19 protein-coding genes are annotated in these 21741 nt (G+C 34.5%); 4 read left to right on the forward strand and 15 right to left on the reverse strand.

From position 1 onward, the window contains the following. Positions 1 to 186: 186 nt before the first annotated feature. Entirely contained in the window at positions 187 to 3231 is a 3045-nt protein-coding gene (locus LB452_RS03855; RefSeq protein WP_224460408.1) for a TonB-dependent receptor, read from the reverse strand. Between the two features lie 28 nt (positions 3232 to 3259). Beyond that, on the reverse strand, positions 3260 to 4435 hold the full coding sequence (locus tag LB452_RS03860) for a FecR family protein (RefSeq protein ID WP_224460409.1): 1176 nt from the start codon (positions 4433 to 4435) through the stop codon (positions 3260 to 3262). 110 nt (positions 4436 to 4545) lie between these two features. Between LB452_RS03860 and LB452_RS03865 the strand changes: the two genes are divergently transcribed. Beyond that, complete coding sequence (locus LB452_RS03865) at positions 4546 to 5070, forward strand: RNA polymerase sigma factor (protein WP_224460410.1); 525 nt, start codon at positions 4546 to 4548, stop codon at positions 5068 to 5070. A 339-nt stretch (positions 5071 to 5409) separates the two neighbouring features. Here the strand turns inward: LB452_RS03865 and LB452_RS03870 are convergent, their stop codons facing one another. Beyond that, positions 5410 to 5754 carry a hypothetical protein gene (locus tag LB452_RS03870; RefSeq protein ID WP_224460411.1) on the reverse strand — a complete coding sequence of 115 codons (345 nt, stop codon included), beginning with the start codon at positions 5752 to 5754 and terminating at the stop codon, positions 5410 to 5412. A 195-nt stretch (positions 5755 to 5949) separates the two neighbouring features. Here LB452_RS03870 and LB452_RS03875 point away from each other — a divergent pair, with 195 nt between their 5' ends. From LB452_RS03875 to LB452_RS03885, 3 genes are all read left to right on the forward strand, one after another. Next, entirely contained in the window at positions 5950 to 7596 is a 1647-nt protein-coding gene (locus LB452_RS03875; RefSeq protein WP_224460412.1) for an amidase family protein, read from the forward strand. A gap of 11 nt (positions 7597 to 7607) precedes the next feature. Further along, positions 7608 to 9653 (forward strand): S9 family peptidase, encoded by a 2046-nt coding sequence (locus tag LB452_RS03880; protein WP_224460413.1) that lies wholly within the window; start codon positions 7608 to 7610, stop codon positions 9651 to 9653. Between the two features lie 155 nt (positions 9654 to 9808). After that, on the forward strand, positions 9809 to 10498 hold the full coding sequence (locus LB452_RS03885) for a DUF3291 domain-containing protein (protein ID WP_224460414.1): 690 nt from the start codon (positions 9809 to 9811) through the stop codon (positions 10496 to 10498). Here the strand turns inward: LB452_RS03885 and LB452_RS03890 are convergent. The 12 genes from LB452_RS03890 to LB452_RS03945 form a co-directional block, all read right to left on the reverse strand. Beyond that, positions 10495 to 11655: a lycopene cyclase family protein gene (locus LB452_RS03890; protein ID WP_224460415.1), complete on the reverse strand. Its 1161-nt coding sequence runs from the start codon at positions 11653 to 11655 to the stop codon at positions 10495 to 10497. The genes LB452_RS03885 and LB452_RS03890 overlap by 4 nt on opposite strands. Continuing rightward, positions 11642 to 12286 (reverse strand): carotenoid biosynthesis protein, encoded by a 645-nt coding sequence (locus LB452_RS03895; RefSeq protein WP_224460416.1) that lies wholly within the window; start codon positions 12284 to 12286, stop codon positions 11642 to 11644. The genes LB452_RS03890 and LB452_RS03895 overlap by 14 nt, the downstream gene beginning before the upstream one ends. Positions 12287 to 12295: 9 nt before the next feature. Next, the gene (gene crtD / locus LB452_RS03900; RefSeq protein WP_224460417.1) at positions 12296 to 13765 is read right to left on the reverse strand and encodes a 1-hydroxycarotenoid 3,4-desaturase CrtD; all 1470 of its coding nucleotides are present in this window, start codon (positions 13763 to 13765) and stop codon (positions 12296 to 12298) included. Next, complete coding sequence (locus LB452_RS03905; protein WP_224460418.1) at positions 13766 to 14212, reverse strand: sterol desaturase family protein; 447 nt, start codon at positions 14210 to 14212, stop codon at positions 13766 to 13768. It lies immediately after the preceding gene. 4 nt (positions 14213 to 14216) lie between these two features. Then, positions 14217 to 15056, reverse strand: coding sequence for a phytoene/squalene synthase family protein (locus tag LB452_RS03910; RefSeq protein ID WP_224460419.1), 840 nt, complete (start codon positions 15054 to 15056; stop codon positions 14217 to 14219). A 4-nt stretch (positions 15057 to 15060) separates the two neighbouring features. Further along, positions 15061 to 16518, reverse strand: coding sequence for a phytoene desaturase family protein (locus LB452_RS03915; RefSeq protein WP_224460420.1), 1458 nt, complete (start codon positions 16516 to 16518; stop codon positions 15061 to 15063). A 1-nt stretch (position 16519) separates the two neighbouring features. Further along, positions 16520 to 17419: a MerR family transcriptional regulator gene (locus LB452_RS03920; protein WP_224460421.1), complete on the reverse strand. Its 900-nt coding sequence runs from the start codon at positions 17417 to 17419 to the stop codon at positions 16520 to 16522. A 161-nt stretch (positions 17420 to 17580) separates the two neighbouring features. Beyond that, complete coding sequence (gene map, locus LB452_RS03925; protein ID WP_224460422.1) at positions 17581 to 18399, reverse strand: type I methionyl aminopeptidase; 819 nt, start codon at positions 18397 to 18399, stop codon at positions 17581 to 17583. After that, positions 18400 to 18822, reverse strand: coding sequence for a BT0820 family HAD-type phosphatase (locus LB452_RS03930; protein WP_224460423.1), 423 nt, complete (start codon positions 18820 to 18822; stop codon positions 18400 to 18402). Between the two features lie 9 nt (positions 18823 to 18831). After that, on the reverse strand, positions 18832 to 19425 hold the full coding sequence (locus LB452_RS03935) for a TlpA family protein disulfide reductase (protein WP_224460424.1): 594 nt from the start codon (positions 19423 to 19425) through the stop codon (positions 18832 to 18834). Further along, entirely contained in the window at positions 19422 to 20942 is a 1521-nt protein-coding gene (gene gpmI / locus LB452_RS03940) for a 2,3-bisphosphoglycerate-independent phosphoglycerate mutase (RefSeq protein ID WP_224460425.1), read from the reverse strand. The genes LB452_RS03935 and gpmI overlap by 4 nt, the downstream gene beginning before the upstream one ends. A gap of 52 nt (positions 20943 to 20994) precedes the next feature. Then, complete coding sequence (locus LB452_RS03945) at positions 20995 to 21741, reverse strand: M15 family metallopeptidase (protein ID WP_224460426.1); 747 nt, start codon at positions 21739 to 21741, stop codon at positions 20995 to 20997.

A 21741-nucleotide genomic window follows, 5' to 3' on the forward strand; every position in this document is an offset into this window, starting at 1 on the left:
CTTCGACTACCTGAAGCTTAAAAGAAAGCGAATAATCTTTTTGGGTTCGCTTTACATACCCTTTATTTGTTGGTGATTCCATATACACTTGATTTTAGTGTATCGCTATATTAGGACGGGACATTTAGAGCATTAAAAAAGGCCATTTAAATTAAAATGGCCTTTTTTTTGAGATCTTATTATTAATTAGAAACTAATATTCAATTGAGAGAAGACTCGTGTACCATCAATTCCAAACTGAGTAGTCTGCCATGGATACTTAAATCTACCAACAAAATCTAAATTTCTATCTTGTGGTGCGCCGCCTCTTCCTGCATAGGCTTCTGCAAAAGTATCTGGGAATACGTCAAATAAATTATTTACACCAATGGTGAAATTAATTTTATCTGTAAACGCATAGTTAACACTCAAATCGGTTAAGGTTTTACCACCATAAGTTGCGTCATCTAAAGGATTACTTGGGTGTCTGTAAGTTACAGAACCATAATACATCAAGGATAAATTAGTGGTGAACTTATCAATCTCATAACTAAGTGTACCGATAATTTTCTCTCTTGGTCTCCAGGTTTCTACTCTTGAAATATCTTCTCTTGAAAATAAAGCATCTCCAAGATTATTGTTTTCTATAAAACTTGGGAAATTAGTTCCTTGAACTTCAGTTCTATTAAAGTTTGCCGCTAAGCTACCGCTTAGGAAACCTCTACCAAATTCAAGATTACTTAGTGTATACACAATATCAATACCCTGAGTTCTTGTGTCAATTGCATTCAAAAAGAAACCAGCAGCACCTACACCAACATTATCCAGAGTTTGATCAATTGGACTTGTAGGATCTCCAGTTGCAGTAACTTGTCCAGATAATACAATTCTATCGTCAACGTCTATTTGGTAAGCATCTATCGTAATTCCTGAGTTTTGACTGATTCTGTATGTCAAACCAGCACTTAAATTGAAAGAAGTCTCTGCATCTAGCTCGGGAATACCCAAAGCCCTCAAAGCAGGATTTCCGTTGTCCAGGATACCGTTTTGTTGAACACCATTTTCTGTTAGAGTAGTTGTCGTTGCCGTATAGTATACCTGATGTAAAGAGGGAGCTCTAAATCCACTACTGACAGATCCTCTTAATACAAGCTTATCATCGAGGGTTTTGTAACGAGAACTCATTTTCCAACTCACATTAGAACCAAAATCACTATAATTTTCATACCTCAAAGCACCGCTCAAAAGGAAATCTTCTGTGATATCCGCGGTGATATCCGTATAAAAACCAATGTTGGATCTGTAATCGTCAGATGCATTTTCTGGACTGAAGCCACCAAATGATTCTGACCCTGTTCTTCCGCCTTGTGCGTCTGGAGACTCACCATCACCATAGGAAGCAAACTCCCCTTCTTCGGTAACAAAGTTTTCAGTTCTATGCTCTACACCAAAGGCGACAGATAAAGCTTCAAGTCCGGTGTCATAAAATGTTCTGTTTACATCCAGATTGTTGACCACATGACTAAACTCATGCGCACCATTGTAAAAATTGGAAGGACTTGCTCCAGCAAAGGATTGGTTAAAAGAATCTTCTATATAATAATCTATTCTATTTTTACCTAAAGTTGAACTAAGATCAAAATTCCATTCATTACGAGTTGTTCTCAGACCTAATGAAAATGTATGATCTCGAATCTGTGGTGCCATTTTGGCTAAAAAGAAATCCTGATTTGGATAAATGGCTTCAAACCCAGGGACCCAGTAAGGAACTCTTGCAAACTGAGGCGCAGAACCTTCTCGATCGGTTAAAGTACCAAAAGAGTATATTTCAGTTTCGGTTTCCTCGTCTAGGGTGTAACCTAAATTGTAGGCAAAATTGGTAATTGTCATTTCTGGCAAACCGACTTTAAACCCGGCACTTGGATTTCTATCCAAGAAATTACTCAAATCATTTAATGTAAAATCCGGTACTGCTCCGGGGATTCCCCAGTAGTCAGCTTCATCTTGAACGCTGGTGATTTCTCCCGCTCGTTGGGTTGTTTCGGAATCCATATGACTTAGTGTAAAGTTTACGTAACCGTTTTCACCTAAATCCGCTCCAAAACCTGACTCTAATTGATATTGTTCACCGTCACCACGCGTGGTTGTGCTGAAACTGTTATTGATAAACGGATCTACTTTTTCCTTCATCACTAAGTTTATAACACCAGCTATCGCATCAGAACCATATTGCGCAGCGGCACCATCTCTTAAAACTTCTACATTTTCTAAAGCAGCAGAAGGAATAGCTTTCATATCCACACCAACTTCACCTCGTCCAGGAGTTACATAACTGTAAACAAGCGCACTTGCATTTTTACGTTTTCCATTGACCAAAACTAAAGTTCTACTTGGAAATAAACCTCTCAAATCTGCAGGGCTAAAGTGAGCCGCGGCATCAGAGACGGGTTGCTCAGTTGCATTATAAGAGGGTACACGTAACATCAATTGTTGATCTACAGTAGTCTTTCCTGTTTTTTCTAAATCTTTGGTTTTAAAATTATCTACAGCTACAGGAGAATCAAAAGACGTTCTAGGCTTACCTCTTGTACCTACAACCACTACAGCGTCTAGTTGTCCTGCATCTGGTTTTAACTGTACTTCGATTTTTGATTTACCTTGCACATTTACTTCCACATTTTTAAAACCAACGTAAGACACGACAAGTATGTTCTTTCCCTCAGGAACTTCTAAAGTGAAGTTTCCATCAAAGTCGGTTTGGGCACCAGTACTTGTTCCTTTCACTACGACATTGGCTCCAGGAAGTGGATTGCCATTTTGATCGACAACCAGACCCGTGATTTCGCGATCCTGAATTATCCCCTCAGTTAATTTTGTTAAAGTTGACGTGGATGACGATGTGAGTACGATTTGATTTCCATTGAAAGCATAATCAAAATTTGCTTTCTTGCTTATTTCTTTTAAAATATCTTCAAATGCAGAATTTTCTGCAGTAATACTCACCGGTTTATTTTCTTCAATGTCGTCAATATTATAGAAAAAATTAAAGTTTGACTCAGACTTCATTTTGTCCAAAACATCAATGAGCGCCGCATTTTCATAGTTTAATGATAAACTCTGAAATAGCTTTGGATTAGCAAATCCTTGCACTGTCACCAAAATCATTAGGACTAGAGAAAGCATCGCTTTTCCTGTCCAGTGGAGGGAAACAAAGTTTCTGCTCCCTTTCACTTTTTTTGTGTAATTCTTCATCATAATTTGTTTTTGTTAATACTTATTTTTAGCTATTGATTGTTGGTTTCTTATTGAATATTCTTACGTGTTTACCATCGATTTCAAATTCGAAATGTGAACTCAAAGCGATAGTTTGTAATGTTTCTTTAAGTGATTCATCATGAAACTCTCCTCTATAAACAGTGTTCCATAATCCATCAATTTCACTGGTAATAATAACATTGTATCGGCGTTCAAGTTTTTCCTTTAGTTCTAGGAAAGACAGTCCATCAACAACAAGAACATTATCAATCCATGAATTGAAGTTTTTGGCCTCTACATTATTTATACTTAGGCTTAGGTCTGTTTTTTTGAAAACAGCTTGTTGATTAGGATTCAACTCTAAAGCATTTTCATTTTGAAAACTTTTATAGACATGAACTTTGCCTTCCATTAAAGTAGTTTTGGTGCTGTGATCGTTAGCGTAGGATGCTACGTTAAAATGAGTTCCCAAAACCTTGATGTTAACGCTAGGCGTATTAACTATAAATGGTTTGTGCTGATCACTTAAAACCTCAAAGTATGCTTCTCCTTTGACTTCTACTTGTCTGGTATTGGAGTTTGGGTCAAAATTCTGTGGGAATCTAAAACTGGTTCCAGAGTTTAGCCATACTAAAGTCCCATCGGACAATTTTAAACGAATTTTTTCTCCGTAAGGAATATCAATCTGGGTAATGGAAGTGTCAATTTCAACTTTATTTTCATTTCCAAAAACTATGATATCATCAGATTTACTTGCTACTAATTTTCCATTGCTGGTTTTGACATACTCTGTTGATTTTTTGTCAATAATCTGTTGGCTCCCATCTGGCAAGATAATCTGAATATGTTTGAGGCTTTCATTAGTTTCTTTAGAACTTAAAGTATGTTTTGAAGTTTTATTTACTTCGAAGTGGTTATAAAGAAAACCCAATGCAATTAAAACCATGAAGCTCGCCGCGATTGAGATCACTTTCAATCTTTGTAGACGTTTCTGTTTTTTCAACTGAATCTGATTATAGAATTTTTCAAAGGCTTTATCAGTGTCAAAATGAAGTGGAATGACATATGAGTAAGACTTGATTTTGTCCTTAAAAATATTAAGGTTTTTTAAGTCTTTTTTAACCCAATCATTGAGTTGAAATCTCTCTCTTATTGAAAGACTTCCTTCTAAATATTTATCAATAAGTTTTTCAGGATTCATTTACAAATAGATCAAACTTCTTACTTATAAGATGCAACTTTTGTTAAAAACCCCTATTCAATCTCTGAAAAATTGAATATTATATCGATATTATAGCTAAATTGCTAATAATGGAAGAATCAATTTTTATTAAAAAACTTAAGCAAGGTGATGAAATAGCCTACAAAATACTTTACACTAAATACTACCAATGGCTTTGTAATTACATCTTTAAGTTATGTGAAAACAAAAAAATTTCAGAAGATATTGTTCAAGACATGTTAATGAATTTTTACGTCAAACGTCAAAAAATAGAAATTCAAACGTCCTTAAAAAATTACCTTTTCACTTCTAGCCACAATCAGTTTCTGCAACATTTACGAAAAAAGAAAATCAAGTTTGATCATTTAGATGAAGTAAAATGGGAGGCGATCGCAAATTCCATGAACACTCAGGAAAATCATCGAGAAAGTAAATTGAAGAAATTACATAAACTTATCGATGAACTCCCCCCCCGGTGCAGAAAAGTATTCATCAAAAGCAAACTAGATAAAATTAAGTACAAAGACATTGCTGAGGATATGGATATATCTGTAAAAACAGTAGAAAACCAAATGTCAAAAGCACTGAAGTATTTGCGGGAACGTGCAAATTAATTTTCTTTTAAATCAGGTCTACATTTCTATTTTGATTCAGTTGATTAGCAAATAAAACTACTTCCCGATTTTTCAAATCTAAAAAAAAGCCAGACCTGGTAAATAAAAATCCTTTTCGATTTTTTAACTATAAAATTTAACAGCTAAATATTTTAAAGAACATCAAGTTTAGAATGGCAACATCAATTTGAGTGTAATTTTATTAATTATAGCTCAAAATTTGTACACCTAGAAATGATTTAGAATTTCTGATTACTTGATATTCATTGTTACAATCTAAAATCAAGTTTGATTTAATTTGAAAACAAGAAAGCCAGTTTTTTCTTAAGTCTGCAATCGTTAGATTAAGTTTAGAAAACGTTCTGTGGCATCTTCAGAAAAAATTCCTGTGTAATTCATGACAATACTCAATGGATCCATATGCAGTAAGAACTTACTTGCGTTATCATTTATATCGATGAGTGGGTTAAAAAGTGCAGCACTTATATGAGGGCGCAGAGGCTCCAAATCTGAATCAAAAACAGTTTCTAAATTATGCTGAATAATAACTTCCGGATCGGAGTCCAAAATCTTTTCTAGATAAACTTCAGTTGAGGTTTGTAATAGACCCAGATAAATAAGATCTGGATGGATTTGGTCTTTGTACTTAAATCTAAAATTTTCAATCAGGTTAATACGTTTCATAATAGTGGTTTAATAAATTGTAAAAGCATTAAATTCAGGATGAAAGCTTTTTGTCATGAATCAAAACTAGCGATATTTTTCTCATTGCGCAAAATTCTCGATTTAATTTCTTCATTAAATGAGCTCTTAATTAGTAATTATACCAATAATTTGTAAATTCAGCAGATCTTTCAAAATTTTCTAATATTCCTACTTATGCTTAAAAACAGCTCAATATTACTTATTCTTTTATCTTTTTTCTCTTTGATTTCCTGTAAAAAAGAAGATTTCCCAGAATTTCAAACCTGGGTTCCTTATGATGAAACTGGATTGATAAAATCCAATGAAAATAACGAGTCAGAACGATTAAGGTATAAACTCATTCAATCTAAGGTTTCAGACCGAAATGAGCTTATCACAAACATTACATCACAATTGAGTGGTTTTTCAGAAGAAAAATACATGGAATTATCTCCTTTGATTTTGGACCAGGGCATTCAGACGCTTCAGGATCATATTTCAGATGGAAAAATTTCTTACAAAGAATTAACACAATGGTATTTATACAGAATAGCAAAATTTGAAAGTGATAAAGCTCTTTCTCTGAATGCGATGATTTCCATAAATCCTGAAGTGGTTATGCAGGCTGAAAAACTTGACAATAGTAAGTCTTCCATAAAACATCCCATCTATGGAATGCCTATAATTTTAAAAGACAATATCAACACCAAAAACATGCCTACTACTGCAGGTGCAGTTGCTTTGAAGAATAACCAGCCTGAAAATGATGCTGAAATCGTAGCAAACATAAAATCCTATGGAGGTTTGATCTTAGGTAAAGCTAACCTTAGTGAATGGGCAAATTTTCTTTGTGATGGTTGTCCTAATGGTTACAGTGCTATTGGTGGTCAAACTTTAAATCCTTACGGAATAAGGGAATTTGATACCGGTGGTTCCAGTTCAGGAAGTGCTGTTGCTATTGCTGCAAATTATGCAGCCGCAGCCGTAGGTTCAGAAACCTCGGGGTCTATTCTTTCTCCTTCCAGCCAGCAATCTGCAGTTGGCTTAAAACCAACTGTAGGAATTCTAAGCCAAGATGGAATAGTTCCTATATCGAGCACTCTGGATACACCAGGCCCTATCACCAGAAATTTAAAAGACAACTCAATTTTATTTTCAGCAATGGCATCGGCATCTGATGAAGACTTTGGCTCGAAAGTGCCTTGGGAAATTCAATCTAGAAAAGATTTGAAGGGAGTTCGATTTGGAGCTTATGAATCCTACTCGGAAAATCCTTTGTATAAAAAAGCATTAGAAGAATTGAGAAGTCTTGGGGCCGAGGTGATTGAAATTGATCCTGAAGCTATGAGTTTTGAAGGTTTTCTTGAATTATTGAGCGGTGATATGAAGATTGACCTTGAAAATTATTTATCTATATATTCTTCTGATAATATTAAAATAAAAACTACTAGTGATGTTATGAAATTTAATCTTGAAGATTCAACCTTAAGAATTCCATATGGTCAAGCTAGGTTTGAAGGTATTGAAGAGCTTGATTTATCAGAAACAGAACTTATTGAAATCAGACAAAAACTATTACTTGCAGGCATAGATTATTTTGAAAAGCCTATGCAGAAAAATAATCTTAATGCTATTCTATCCATCAATAATTATAATGCTGGTCAAGCTGCAGCTGCAAAGTATCCAGCGCTAACAGTTCCTATGGGATACAATGAAGATGGTGAGCCTGAAGGACTTACGTTTATTACGAAACCTTATCTGGAATCTGATATTTATAGCTTTGCAAAGCTGTATGAAAAGGTCTCAAACCAAAGAAAATCACCAGAAAAATATCTTAAATAAATTATTACATCATGAATTTTACACGTCTTAGCTTATTTTTATTTGGTTTTATTTCGTTCTTAAATATTCAACTTAACGCCCAAGTAGATGAAAACCATTTTGATTACATGGATCTTTTTGATTTACAGATGGTTTCAAATCCTGAAATTTCTCCAGATGGGAACACCATAATTTATGAAAGACATCAGTTTGATGTCATGACAGACCGTAGATTAGTAAATCTATGGCAAATCTCCTTTGATGGCAAAGACCATTATCCAATCACGTCCGGAACTAAGAATTACGGAAATGTCTCCTGGTCTCCACAAGGTGATAAATTTGCGTTTACTTCCAATCAAGATGGTTCAAATCAACTCTATGTGTATTGGGTAAAATCAAAAACAACAGCTGCTCTTACGAATTTTACAGAAAGCCCTGGAAACATAAGCTGGTCTCCAGATGGGTCTCAACTCCTTTTTAGCAAGTTTGTATCAGAATTATCTAAAGCTGTGAAACCTGGCATACCAGCACCTCCAACCGGAGCCCAGTGGGAAAAAGAAGCAGATGTCATAGATAAAGCTGTATACCGAAGAGATGGCGGGGGTTATGTCCAAGATGGGTACAGCCATTTATTTATAATTTCAGCTGAAGGCGGGACGGCACGTCAACTCACGTCGGGTTCACATCAATATGGATCTCCTTCCTGGGCTCCAGATGGGAAGCATATTTTGTACACCGTCAACAAATCTAAAAATGCTGAACTTGATCCTAACAATGAGCAAATCTTTCAGCAAAACATTATAACAGGAGAGGTAGAACAACTCTCCAAAGAGCGTGGACCTTTCAACTCTCCAAAAATTTCTCCAGATGGAAAATATATCGCTTATACAGGTTTCAAAGATAGATTTGTAGGATATCAATTGACTCAACTTTATTTGATGGACAGAGACAATAAACAAGTTGAAGTTTTATCAAACAATTTCACTCAAGACATTTCATCCATAACCTGGTCTAAAGATAGCAAGTCTATTTATTTCAGATTTGATGAAGAGGGGAATAGTAAAGTTGGTAATATAGATCTTAAAGGAAATTCAACTACAGTAGCTGAAAACCTTGGTTCTGCAAGTATTGGAAGACCTTATGGTGGTGGAAGTTATTCTGTTTCAGATAAGGGTAACTTAGCATTTTCTCATGTTACAACTTCAACGCCCTCAGAATTGGCAGTTTTAGGCAGAAAGTCGAATTCACAACCAAAACTTCTTACGAGTCTAAATGAAAATCTATTGAAGTCTAAAAAGACAGGAAACGTAGAGGAATTCTGGGTGGATTCATCAGTAGACGGGTTTAAGGTTCAGGGTTGGATCATCACACCACCAAACTTTGATCCTTCCAAAAAATATCCAATGATTTTAGAAATTCATGGTGGTCCTTATACTAATTATGGATCTCGATTTTCTCCAGAATTGCAATTCATTGCAAGCCGGGGTTATGTGGTGGTTTATACCAATCCACGAGGAAGCACCAGTTACGGCGAAGACTTTGCGGCTTACATCAATCATAATTATCCAAGCGAAGATTATAACGACTTAATGGATGCTACAGAGTATGTAGTAGATCAAGGCTATGTTGATGAAAACAATCTGTTTATTACTGGAGGCAGTGGAGGAGGAGTGCTTACCGCCTGGTCAATTGGTAAGACAGATAGATTTAAGGCTGCTGTAGTGGCAAAACCAGTAATCAATTGGTATAGTTTTGTTTTAACTGCAGATGGTTCTCCATTCTTTTCAAAATACTGGTTCAAAGACAAGCCTTGGGAATCTCCGGAAGATTATTTAAAGTATTCTCCAATCTCACTGGTAGGAAATGTAAAAACACCAACGATGCTTTTGACCGGTCAGGAAGATTACAGAACACCTATGAGTGAAACCGAACAGTATTATTCAGCATTAAAGCTACAGGGAATTGATGCAGTGATGGTAAGAATCGCGGGTTCTGGCCATGGTATTGCGGGAAAACCTAGTAATTTGTTTAGAAAAGTAGGATACATCACAAATTGGTTTAATAAGTATAAGGACTAATTTTTTCCGAAATTCATTGAACTTTATCCTGAATTTGAAACGAACTTAATTGAAGGTTTCCATCATTGAATCATTCATTGTTTAAATATTAATAAAATTAAGGTAAAAACTAATTCGAAACGACATTAGTTTTCACCTTTGTCTTTTTATACATTATGTCACAAATTACTACACTTACCGTTTTAACTTATAATGGCTTTGCTGATAAATTCTGGGCATTATCGATGATGCAATTTGGTCATCGGTATATGAAAACAGTTGAAGGACAAAGCTTTTATAAACTAATGGGAAGTGGCAAGGATAATTTCAATCCTTTACCGGACTGGAATGTGTACGCGGTATTACAAGTTTGGGATGATGAGTCTTATGCTCAGGACTTTTTTGATACGCATACTTTAAGTCAGCTTTATAAAAAGCATGCGACAAAAATGGAAGTGCTTTATCTTCAAAGTATTCAGGCTAGAGGTTTGTGGAACGGTAAGAATCCATTTCAGTCTTCGGTTCAAGCTAAAGATATAGCTAAAGATGATAAGATTGCTGTGATTACTCGAGCTAGCATTAAAACCAATATGCTTCTGAAATTCTGGAAGTTTGTTCCAGAATCTCAAAAACCACTTGAAAATGCAGAGGGACTAATCTATACAAAAGGCTTTGGAGAATTACCGTTTGTAGAAATGGCGACCTTTAGTATTTGGGAAACTATGGATAGCCTTCAAGCTTATGCTTATCAAAGTCATGAACATATCAAAGCCATCCAAAAAACGAGAAAGCTGGACTGGTACAGCGAAGAACTTTTTTCAAGATTCAGGCTTCAAGAAAAAATTGTTATAAAGGATGCTAGTTAGGTATTAAAGCCGTCTTTTGCATGTCTAAAAAATCCTTTGATGAATGGGGATGAGCTTAAATTCATTATGATTTTTAGATCCTCCTGAAATGAAGATTTTTCGTCAAGAAATCTAAAAATCGTTTGAATTGAATTGTTTTTATACATTCTGTAAAATAATTCTTCCCCGAAGGAATTTTCCTTAGTGAGCACTTCAAGAAAAATTTTATCGTAATGCTTATATTTTTTTGGTGAAGAGTCTTTATAAAAATCTTGTTTTGATTTCAGAAACTTGATAATATTCTGACTTTTCCTTTCGCAATTTTTAAAAGAATAACCAGATGAGGCTTTCACCCAGCCTCCGGCTGTTCCTATTTTGATGATATGTTTTTGATTGAAGTCTTCAAAAGGGAAATTGGTCATTGGTATAATACCATTTTCAGTTTCAAGAATAGTATAATCTTCAACTTTTAAATTCTCTGCAATATATTTTTGTAAATAATCATCATAAGTGGATTCACTTACAAGGTCTGGACTAAAATAGGTAAACTCTACTAAAGCTTTTGTTGATGAAAAAGGTAAAATGTAGGTAAAACTTGTCGTCTGTCCATCCTTTAGGTCATAATCCATCATCGTGAATTTTGACTCATCAAAAACCGGTGTTTTTGTTTCAATGATCCAGCCTTTAAAATGTTGAGCTACGTTTAAATAGTCGGTATCGTCTAAAGAATAGCTTGACGGAATTCTACTATCAAACACATATTTAGCTTCATAATTTCCTCCAGTGGTTGTGATGATTGCGCTTTCTTGCGACTGAACAATTTTTTGAACTTCCTCAGTCTTCCAGTCGATGTTTGGTTTCTGAAGCTTTATTTTTGCGTCAGCATAAAACTGAGCTGACCTTAGCATCTTATAGCTATACTTTTTTAGGTCCAGAATAATGTTCTCTCCATTCGCTTTTACTATGCCTTTATCCCAGGTTTTAGACACTAAGTGGTCCCATTTTCCTTCGCCTTTTTCCCAGAAACTCCACGTTCTATCGTTTTTATTTTTTTGATCTTTATCTAAAATCAAAATAGATTTATTTTCAAAAAAAGCATCATCGTTCATTGCAAGAGCAAGATTTAATCCAGCTGCACCAGCACCAACGATTATGTAATCATATTTAGAAATAGACATAGAAGTAGATAAAGAATGCGAGTTGAACTAAGTATAAATTGAGGGAAATAAGAAATTGCCCTTTTATTTTGGCTAGGTGAAATACCAGATGAAATATGAACGAAATAATACCCCAGGCAATATAATTATCTATGGGGGCATAGCCTCCAGAGAATTCCCAGAAATCAAATATTGGAGCTACTTTTTCCATGAATAAATCTAAAAATAGCATCATGAAGGTCCCTAATAACGATTTTAAAAAAATATTGTCGGATAAGTGATTGGCGACTGCACCACATATAAATGTCAACATTGCCCAATTAATTCCTATGAGAATGGGCACTTCAAAAATCTTCGGACCAAAATTATCTCCGTAGGCATATTCTCCAAAAAATAAACCGAAGGTCACTCCTAGATATTCTGCGTAGATACCTAAAACTCCAAATAGAATAAATAAAATCCACTTTTTAATAGTATCCAGCGGAAAGAAAAATATGAGGGCCAGAAACATGATGAAAAGATTGAGAGCTGTTCTGCTTGCAAACCAATCTTGATAACCCAGGCTAATCCCTATTATTCCAGAAATATGAAAAAGCCAGAGAATTCCAATAGCTATAAGAACGTATTTTTTTTCTTTATAAAGGCTTTTCATTCACATAAATTAGGCTTGTGGAACTAAATCTGAAACGATTTTTGCAGATAGTAAGCATAATGGAATACCACCACCTGGGTGAACACTACCACCACAAAAATAGAGGTTTTTTATTTTAGAACTAAAGTTAGGATGTCTTAAAAACGCAGCAAATTTATCATTGCTAGAAGTACCGTATAAGGAACCCTGAAAAGAAGCAGTTGCCGTTTCAATAGTTTCAGGTGTTTCTACATGTTCTATTTCGATATGGTTTTCAATCTTGGTGTCAAGGCATTTATTTATTTTGGCAATTACTTTTTCCCTAATATAAGTAGTTTGAGCTGACCAGTCCTGACCACAATTTGTAGGTGCGTTCAACATTACGAACCAATTTTCGCAACCTTCTGGAGCATCACCATTAACTTCTTTTGAAGTTATGTTGATATAAACTGTAGGATCATCAGCAAAATATTTTTTATTAAAAAGGTGATCGAATTCCTTTTTGTAATCTTCCGTAAATAGAATGTTGTGTAAGTCTAGTTCTTTAAACTTTTTATTCACACCCCAATAAAAAATTAATGCTGAACTTGAGCGTTCCTGTTCCAATGTTTTTTTTGGTGGTGTTGCTTTTTTTAGTAATGATTTATAAGCGGAATAGACATCCATATTACAGATGACCATGTCAAATATCTGCTCTTCTTGATTGACTCTGATACCTCTTATTTTTTTATCGTCATAAAGAATTTCATCAACTTTTTGGTTGAGCTTAAAAATGATTCCGACGTCTTTAGCCAATTTGGTCAGGCTTTGTGAAATATCATGCATTCCATGTTTTGGAATATATGCTCCGTAATTCATTTCCAAATGAGGAATCATAGACATAATTCCAGGTGTCTTGTATGGAGAAGAACCATTGTAAGTAGCAAATCTGTTAAAGAGTTGAACGAGCTTTGGATGTTCAAAATACCTTTCATTGACTTCATTAAGACTATTGTCTAGATGAAGTTTTCCTAGATTAATAACTGCCTTTAAAGTGTCTTTAGATAAGTAAGTGCTAAATTTATGAAGCGATTTTTCTAAAAAAAGCCTGGATGTTAAATTGTATTTAGTTTGAGTACTTTTCAAATAATCACTAAGATTATTTTCAGGCTCATTAAAGGTTTTGGCAGCTTCTTTTATAAATGTATTTTTATCTGCGTTGACTTGAAATCGCTGGCCATCTTCCCAGAAGTAATTGCAGATGGTATTTTTTCTTTTGTATTCGAAATAGGACTTAGGATCTATGTTATATAGACCAAAAAGCTCATCAACAAGTTGAGGCATGGTAAAAAGTGAAGGACCATAATCAAACCTGTAATCACCTCTTCGGAAGCTGTGAAGCTTGCCTCCAGTATAATTGTTTTGTTCAAAAACTTCTACGTGATAGCCTTTAGCCTTTAACCGTAATGCTGATGCTATTCCAGCAATGCCAGAACCAACAACTGCAATTTTCATATTCATCTATTTGTTGTTTTTCAGAAAACGTTTTGGTGGTATAAGCATACCAAAACACTCACTGTCTTCTTTTCCTAAATGCTTATGATGTATTTTGTGAGCTCTTCGAATACCTTTTGCATACCAGTGATTTGCTTTTCGGAATAACTTAAATCTTTGGTGGATAAATATATCATGAACAAGAAAGTATGCTAAACCGTAACCCGCTATACCAGCACCAATAGCTACTGCAAATTGAAATTCTGCAACCATGAAAAAGTACATGCTTACAACGGCATAGAAAACAAAAAACAAATCGTTGCGTTCCCACCAACTTTTATGATCTTTTAAATGGTGGTCTTTATGAAGAACCCACAAAAAACCATGCATAATATATTTGTGCGTAAACCACGCCATAAATTCCATCCCCAAAAATGTTGCGACAAACACAACAATCCAAATCAATATATCCATAATGTTAAACTAAATTAAACCTGCAAGAAATGTAGGATTTTGCAAGCAGGCTTGCTTTTTGATAATTAGGTACTCGTATTCTTTTATTCTTTATTTCTAAAGAAGGTGTGTTTTTTAATTTTTGAAGCAGTTTGGAGTAGTAAATGTAAGCTGTATAAACTCCTAATTTAGCTTCAACTGGTAATTTTGCTATACCTCTTAAACCTGCTTTAAAGTCTTCGTCAATTTCCGTTATAATTACATTTTTCGTTTCCTCATCCAAACGGCTTAAATCTGCATTCGGAAAATAGGATCTTTCTAATTCTTCGCAGTCTGCTTTCAAATCACGTAGAAAATTCACTTTTTGAAAAGCGGATCCTAAACGCATTGCATCGTTCTTTAGACTTTCGTATGCTTCTTTATCTCCCTTGACAAATACTTTAAGACACATCAAACCTACCACATCTGCACTTCCGTAGATGTAAGCTTCATATTCTTCTTGAGTTAAATAATTGGATTTGTGCAAATCCTTTTCCATACTATTCATGAAAGACTCATACAAATGAGCATCGATATCATACTTATGAACAGTTTCCTGAAAGCTATTCAGAATTGGGTTGAGGCTGATTTTTTGATTTAAAGCTTCGTATAAATCATTTTTAAAATTTTTAAAAAGCTTGGACTTGTCATAATCGTGGAAAGTGTCAACAATCTCATCAGCAAATCTTACAAACCCGTAGATATTATAAATGTCTTGCCTTATTGAAGGTGCAAGCAATTTTGTTGCAATCGAAAAAGATGTACTGTAAGAGTTTGTAACTAACTTACTGCAATCTCTCGAAACTGTATCAAATAATGACTTCATTAGTTTAATTTTTTTCAATTAACTCAGATACCAATTTACCTGATATTAATGCTGGTGGAACGCCAGGCCCAGGAACTGTCAATTGCCCTGTAAAATAAAGGTTCTTAACCTTTTTACTCTTCAATTTTGGTCTTAAAAAAGCCGTTTGTAATAATGTGTTTGCCATACCATAAGCATTCCCTTTGTATGAGTTGTAATCTTCTACAAAGTCATTAACACAAAAAGACCTTTTAAATATAATATTTTTCTGGACGTTTTGGTCAGTCAAAGATTCAAACCTTGTCATGATTTTGTTAAAGTATTCTTCCCTTAGTTCTTCTGTATCCTCTATTCCTGGAGCTATGGGTACAAGGAAAAAACCGTTTTCGTGACCTTCTGGGGCAGTTGAAGGATCAGTTAAGGAAGTGAAGTTTGCGTAAAATAAAGGTTCATCAGGCCACTTTGGAGTTGTATAAATATCTTTAGCATGCTCATTAAAATCCACATCAAAGAACAAATTATGATGTTTGATATTTTCAAGTTTTTTATCAAAACCGATATAAAAAAGAAGTGAAGATGGGGCAAAAACTTTCTTATTCCAGTAAGCTTCGGAATATTGACGATGTTTTTGATCTAATAAAGTTTCTGTATGGTGGTAATCTGCTCCTGATAAAATAGTGTCATAATTTATAGTTTCACCATTCACTTCTAAAGCAACAGCAGTATTGTTTTCGACTTCAATTTTATCAATGTTTGCATTGGTGTTTATTTTAACGCCAAGCGATTCAGCCAATTTAACCATAGCAGCAATGACTTCGTGAAATCCACCTTTAGGATGCCATGTCCCGAGACCGAAATCAGCATAATTCATAAAATTATAGAAAGATGGAGTTTCGCTAGGCTTAGCCCCTAAAAATAAAACAGGGAACTTAAGTATTTGCTTGAGTTTTTCACTTTTAAATTCTTTTTCAACATCTTTATCGACAGTACTAAAAAACTCACCTAATTTGGTAATAGTTTTTGGGGTAACCAACTCTAAAGGGGAGACACCAGGTTTATAGACTAAATCTTTTATGGCTATGTCGTAATTGTCACGAGCATTGTCAATAAATTTTTTAAGTTTCTTGGCTCCATTTTCTTCTTCCTTATCAAAAATCTTATAGATCTTATCTAGGCTATCACCAATCTCTATGGTTTCGCCTCCCTCGAAAATGACCTGGTAACCTGGATCCAGCTTATCGAGTTCATAAAAGTCTGAAGGTTTTTTACCAAAATCTGCAAAAAATCTTTCAAAAACATCAGGCATCCAATACCAGGATGGCCCCATATCAAAAGTGAATCCTTTTTCTTTAAAGCGTCTTGCTCTACCTCCAAGGCTATCGTTTTTTTCAAAAATTTCAACTGTATTTCCACTTTGGGCAAGATAACATGCCGCCGCCAAGGATGAAAAGCCGGAGCCAATTACTGCAATCGATTTACTCATTTTATAAATTTAATGTCAATTCTGAAATATCCCTAAAGGCTCTGATTCCCTCAGGAAGTTTAGTGTTTTTTTCAATTAATTCAACCGCCTTTCTTCCCAATATCCAATATTCACAAAGACCTTCTGGACAGATGTGTTTTTTAAAATCATCCAAATACTGATCAATATTATCAGGTTTTGTAGTGAGATAGCTAACAAAGACGGTATTATCATATAAGGTTGAAAGATAAGTTAAATCTTCCATAGGAAGGCTTTGACCTAGAAAAATAACTTTGTAGCCATGAGACAAGATTTCAAAATTAGCATAATAAAGACCTATATCATGAATTTCTTCATCGGGAAGGAAAAGAACAAAAACCTTATCAGTTTTTGAAGCCTGTTCTTTTTGAAGACTTTCAATATTGATAAACAATTTTTGCTTGATTAAATTTGAAATAAATTGTTCGTGGGCCGGTGTAATTGTGCCGGCTTGCCACAATAGACCAATTTCAATCATTAAAGGCATAAACACTTCTTCATAAATGTCTGAAAAAGTCTTGTTGATGAGCAGGTTTTCATAAGTTCTCAAAAATAACGGCTGATCAAAATTCATCATAGCCACCTTCATGGATTTTAATGCTCTGTTGGAATTGCTTTTACTAGTTGTGATACTCTGAACCAACTCAGAAATTTCTCCATCATTCATTTTTGAAATCCGTGAAATTTTGTAACCGTTTTCATTTAAGAACGCGATATTCAATATTTTCTGGAGTCCAGTAACCCCATAATTTCTAATATTGGTTTCCGTGCGTTCTGGTTCTAAAACATTGTAGCGTTTCTCCCACATACGAATAGTATGTGCTTTGATCCCGCTCAACGATTCTAAATCTTTAATGCTGAAGTTTTGTTTAATGTTTCCCATAACTATATATAACAATAGTCAAAAATATAGATTATTATCATACTTTGTTTAAAAATTCAAGTTAAAACTTAAACAAATAATTCATTTTGAATCTTAGTTTTTAGCCTGATATCTTAAAATAATTAAGAAACGTGGAAACTTGCTTTTAAAACTAGGATGAATTACAAGGTGGAAATATCAAGTCTGTAAGGGTTTTCCTCCTCTGTAGAAATGCCCAAAGCCTCATGCACATAATCAAAAGTGGATAAAAGTCTTGGCTTACCATCAACCAATGCTACATCGTGTTCAAAGTGGATACTAGGTTTTCCGTCCGAAGTTAAAATAGTCCAACCATCGGGTAATTGCTTGATACGCTTAGTACCCATATTAATCATCGGTTCAATGGCTATGGTCATTCCTTCAATAAATTTTTTCCCACGTCCTCTTTTACCATAATTTGGTATCTGAGGATCTTCATGCATTGTTTTCCCAAGTCCATGACCAACAAGTTCTCTCACAACCCCGTAACCGTGTTGCTCCGTGTATTTTTGAATAGCATAACCAATATCTCCAACGCGATTCCCTTCTACAAACTGTTTAATGCCCTTGTAAAGTGATTCTTTCGTCACACGAATAAGCTTTTTTACATCTTCATCGACTTCACCTACTTCAAAGGTGTAAGCATGATCACCGTAATATTGATTTTTTACTGCACCACAATCTACAGAAAGAACATCTCCTTCTTGTAGAGGTTTGTTGTTTGGTATGCCATGAACTACTTGATCATTAGGGCTGACGCAAAGTGTATTCGGGAAATCATAAAGCCCCAGAAAACCTGGAATAGCTCCGTGATCTCTAATGAATTCTTCTGCAAGTTTATCAAGATGTAAAGATGTAATGCCTGGTTTTATTTCTTTGGCAATCATCCCTAAAGTCTTGGAAACAATTTGAGCACTTTCGTACATCAGTTTTAATTCCTCCCTTGTTTTTGTAATTATCATTTATTTCTTTTTAAAAATGGATTTAAAAAAACCTTCTTTTTTATTTTTTAGTCTAACTAAATCTTCATCTTCACCAATCAATTCTCTGTAAATATTTCCCCAACCGATGAATCCACCTATATTTCTATCATCTATAAAAATGTCAGCATTTATTTTTCTGCTTATATCATCACTATAACTTTCTTCAGGGTAGCTTTTGTTTACTGCGTAAAAATCAATTCCTTGTTTTTTGCAAAATTTAACCGCTTCATCAAGACTCTCACCACTTCTGTAGGTCCATAAAATAAGAACAAAACCTTTTTTTTGAAGTTTTTTTAAAGTTTCAATAGCAAACAGTTTTGGTTTACCGATAGACGGATATTTATTCTCTACGATAGTACCATCAAAATCTATCGCTAATACAGGTCTTTTAGAAGAGATCATAGGTCAGAATTAAAAATCATAGACATGTTTATAATCCTGCCTAGAAAATATTTTGAGAAGGTCTTCTTCTAAAGTTTCTTGTGGGAATTCAACAAATCGATTAACCTCTTCGCCCTGCTCATCATAAACTATGATGGTAGGCACGTTGAAAACATTCAATTGGTTTCTTTTTTCGTTTGAAATGTTGGGAACAACTTTATCTTCATCAACTCCTATGAGAGTAAGATCATTGTAATCAAAATTAACTTGATCTAGTATTTTAATAAACCCTGGAAACTCTCTCTGGCTATCCTCACACCATGTTCCCATGTATACAACAATCTCAAAATTCTCTTTTTTTACAAAATCGCCAATTCTATCGACGACTTCAGGTTTTAGTGTGAAACTCTCGTAGTTATTTTCAAACCATATTCTATTATTTGAGGATTTCAGATCCTTAAGTTTAAACTCACCTAGAATAAGCTCGTTTTCTTCAGGTAGTACTTTATTTTGGGTATCTTCTTCAGGCTTTACTTTGTCTTCAGTGTTTTTTTTAGACAAAGTACAACTTGGAGAAAATGTCGAGATGACAAGAACAAAAATTAATCCGTATATTTTTCTCATTTTAGTAATGAATTTTGTGTCATTAAATCTGGTTTTGCTATTCCCATTAATTCTAAAATAGTAGGAGCAATGTCCCCCAATATCCCATCGTTTACAGATTTGATATCCTTATCTACTAAAATAAATGGTACAGGATTGGTTGTATGAGCTGTATTTGGAGAGCCATCCTCATTTAACATTGTTTCGCTGTTTCCATGATCTGCGATTACAATAACTGAATAGTCTTGCTTTTCAGCTGCAGTCACTACTTCTTTAAGGCATTCATCCACGGTTTCACATGCTTTTACAGCAGCATCAAAATCTCCTGTATGACCTACCATATCAGGGTTAGCAAAATTTAAACAAATAAAATCTCCTGATTTTTCTTCAACTTCTTTTACAATTTTGTCTTTGAGTTCGTATGCACTCATTTCTGGTTGTAAATCGTAAGTTGCCACTTTTGGAGAATTTACCATTATGCGTTTTTCATCTCTAAAGGGTTCTTCTCGGCCACCCGAAAAGAAAAAAGTGACATGAGGATATTTTTCAGTTTCAGCTGCTCTTATCTGTGATTTACCTGTAAATTCAAGTACTTCACCTAAAGTTGCTTTGATATTGTCTTTTTTATAAACTACATTGATGTTCTTGAAAGTATCATCATATTTGGTCATAGTGACGTAATATAATGGGATGGATTTCATTCCATAATCAGGAAAGTCTTCTTGACTCAGTGCTTGCGTCAATTGTCTTCCTCGATCTGTTCTAAAATTGAAGAAGATTACAACATCACCTTCAGCTATCTTGGCAACAGGTTTACCTTTAGATGTAATTCCAATTGGATTTATAAATTCATCAGAAACACCATTATCATAGCTTTCTTGTAGAACTTCAAGCGGATTCTCAGTGTAAGTTTCGGCTTCGCCTTTTACAAGCAGGTCGTAAGCCTTCTCTATTCTCTCCCAACGTTTATCTCTATCCATTGCATAGTATCTACCAATAATACTAGCCAATTTTGTATTTGTTTTTTCTAAATGTGGCATTAACTCTTCAATATAACCTTTACCTGAGTGTGGGTCAACATCTCTTCCATCTGTAAAAGCATGAACATATTTTTTTGTGATGCCATAATCATGTGCAGCAGTAGCGAGACCTTTCAGGTGGTTAATATGGGAATGGACACCTCCATCACTCAGAAGACCTAAGAAATGAACTGCTTTGTCATTTTTCTTGGCATAATCAAATGCTTGTTCCAGAACTGGCTCATCTTTAAGAGTATTTTTCTCAACAGCCATGTTGATTTTTACAAGGTCTTGATATACAATTCTTCCAGCTCCAAGATTCATGTGACCAACTTCAGAATTGCCCATTTGTCCTTCTGGTAAACCAACATTAAGACCATCAGTTCTTAAAGTTGCATTTGGATATTTTTTATATAAACTATCTACAAAAGGAGTTTTTGCTTTATCTACTGCGGAAATTTCCTTGTTAGGAGATATTCCCCAGCCGTCAAGTATGGCTAATATGACTTTCTTGTTCATGTGAAATAATTTTACGCTAAAATAAGAATTATTGATAGATACGATGGAGTGTTTAAGAAGGCATTAAACTAGGATTGATTCCAGTGCCATAATCATTAAAGTAGCTGTCCATGAATTTCTTTGTTAGTTTTGACTTCCCATCAAACTTTAAATTTCCCCAGGCTTTTTTATAATTTTCTTGAAGTTGAAGTTTCAGAAAAGATTTTGACTTTGGGGCAAACGAGTAATGCCAGGGTTCGTAATTAAACCCAGATCGATTTTTATTTTTAGTATAGACCAGTTCAAATCCAAAATTTTCTGCATTTTCATCCATCCAGGACCTCATTTTTGAAAATGGTCCATTTCCATGGTAGTTTTCTTCCATTAGAAGATCTCCATCTGGTAAATTTACGTAATCATCAATCAAATCCACCTCTGTTCCCCAGTGGTGTCTGGAGGTTCCTGGAATAGAGGAGTAGGTGATAATTTCTGAAATAGCCTTAGTTGAATTATGAGTTTTGATGAGTTGGTTGAATTTTCGCTCCCATATTGCTTTTTGATGCTTGAAACTCCTGTATCCAGAAGCTATTCTTAAATCTATTCTATCTTCTAAAGCTTTAGACTTCATTTCAAGAAAAGCCTCATAAGTATCTTTTTCTAATAAAATAGTGTCAGATTTTAAGTGTGATTGACTTAAACCTAAAAGATTTTCAATTTCGATATTTTCATAGCTAAATAAGCTTAACAATTTTGAATTGATAGAAAATTGTGTTCCGATGGCAACTAAAGTGGAGGTCTGGATAAATCTTTTTCGGTTCAT

Origin of the sequence: Psychroflexus longus, assembly GCF_020164595.1 — a bacterium.
Classification (GTDB): domain Bacteria; phylum Bacteroidota; class Bacteroidia; order Flavobacteriales; family Flavobacteriaceae; genus Psychroflexus; species Psychroflexus longus.

Excerpts from the sequence above, each read along its gene's own strand:
- LB452_RS03855 (WP_224460408.1), bottom strand. The coding sequence starts at position 3,231 with ATGAAGAATTACACAAAAAAAGTGAAAGGGAGCAGAAACTTTGTTTCC.
- LB452_RS03860 (WP_224460409.1), bottom strand. The coding sequence starts at position 4,435 with ATGAATCCTGAAAAACTTATTGATAAATATTTAGAAGGAAGTCTTTCA.
- LB452_RS03865 (WP_224460410.1), top strand. The coding sequence starts at position 4,546 with ATGGAAGAATCAATTTTTATTAAAAAACTTAAGCAAGGTGATGAAATA.
- LB452_RS03870 (WP_224460411.1), bottom strand. The coding sequence starts at position 5,754 with ATGAAACGTATTAACCTGATTGAAAATTTTAGATTTAAGTACAAAGAC.
- LB452_RS03875 (WP_224460412.1), top strand. The coding sequence starts at position 5,950 with ATGCTTAAAAACAGCTCAATATTACTTATTCTTTTATCTTTTTTCTCT.
- LB452_RS03880 (WP_224460413.1), top strand. The coding sequence starts at position 7,608 with ATGAATTTTACACGTCTTAGCTTATTTTTATTTGGTTTTATTTCGTTC.
- LB452_RS03885 (WP_224460414.1), top strand. The coding sequence starts at position 9,809 with ATGTCACAAATTACTACACTTACCGTTTTAACTTATAATGGCTTTGCT.
- LB452_RS03890 (WP_224460415.1), bottom strand. The coding sequence starts at position 11,655 with ATGTCTATTTCTAAATATGATTACATAATCGTTGGTGCTGGTGCAGCT.
- LB452_RS03895 (WP_224460416.1), bottom strand. The coding sequence starts at position 12,286 with ATGAAAAGCCTTTATAAAGAAAAAAAATACGTTCTTATAGCTATTGGA.
- crtD (WP_224460417.1), bottom strand. The coding sequence starts at position 13,765 with ATGAATATGAAAATTGCAGTTGTTGGTTCTGGCATTGCTGGAATAGCA.
- LB452_RS03905 (WP_224460418.1), bottom strand. The coding sequence starts at position 14,212 with ATGGATATATTGATTTGGATTGTTGTGTTTGTCGCAACATTTTTGGGG.
- LB452_RS03910 (WP_224460419.1), bottom strand. The coding sequence starts at position 15,056 with ATGAAGTCATTATTTGATACAGTTTCGAGAGATTGCAGTAAGTTAGTT.
- LB452_RS03915 (WP_224460420.1), bottom strand. The coding sequence starts at position 16,518 with ATGAGTAAATCGATTGCAGTAATTGGCTCCGGCTTTTCATCCTTGGCG.
- LB452_RS03920 (WP_224460421.1), bottom strand. The coding sequence starts at position 17,419 with ATGGGAAACATTAAACAAAACTTCAGCATTAAAGATTTAGAATCGTTG.
- map (WP_224460422.1), bottom strand. The coding sequence starts at position 18,399 with ATGATAATTACAAAAACAAGGGAGGAATTAAAACTGATGTACGAAAGT.
- LB452_RS03930 (WP_224460423.1), bottom strand. The coding sequence starts at position 18,822 with ATGATCTCTTCTAAAAGACCTGTATTAGCGATAGATTTTGATGGTACT.
- LB452_RS03935 (WP_224460424.1), bottom strand. The coding sequence starts at position 19,425 with ATGAGAAAAATATACGGATTAATTTTTGTTCTTGTCATCTCGACATTT.
- gpmI (WP_224460425.1), bottom strand. The coding sequence starts at position 20,942 with ATGAACAAGAAAGTCATATTAGCCATACTTGACGGCTGGGGAATATCT.
- LB452_RS03945 (WP_224460426.1), bottom strand. The coding sequence starts at position 21,741 with ATGAACCGAAAAAGATTTATCCAGACCTCCACTTTAGTTGCCATCGGA.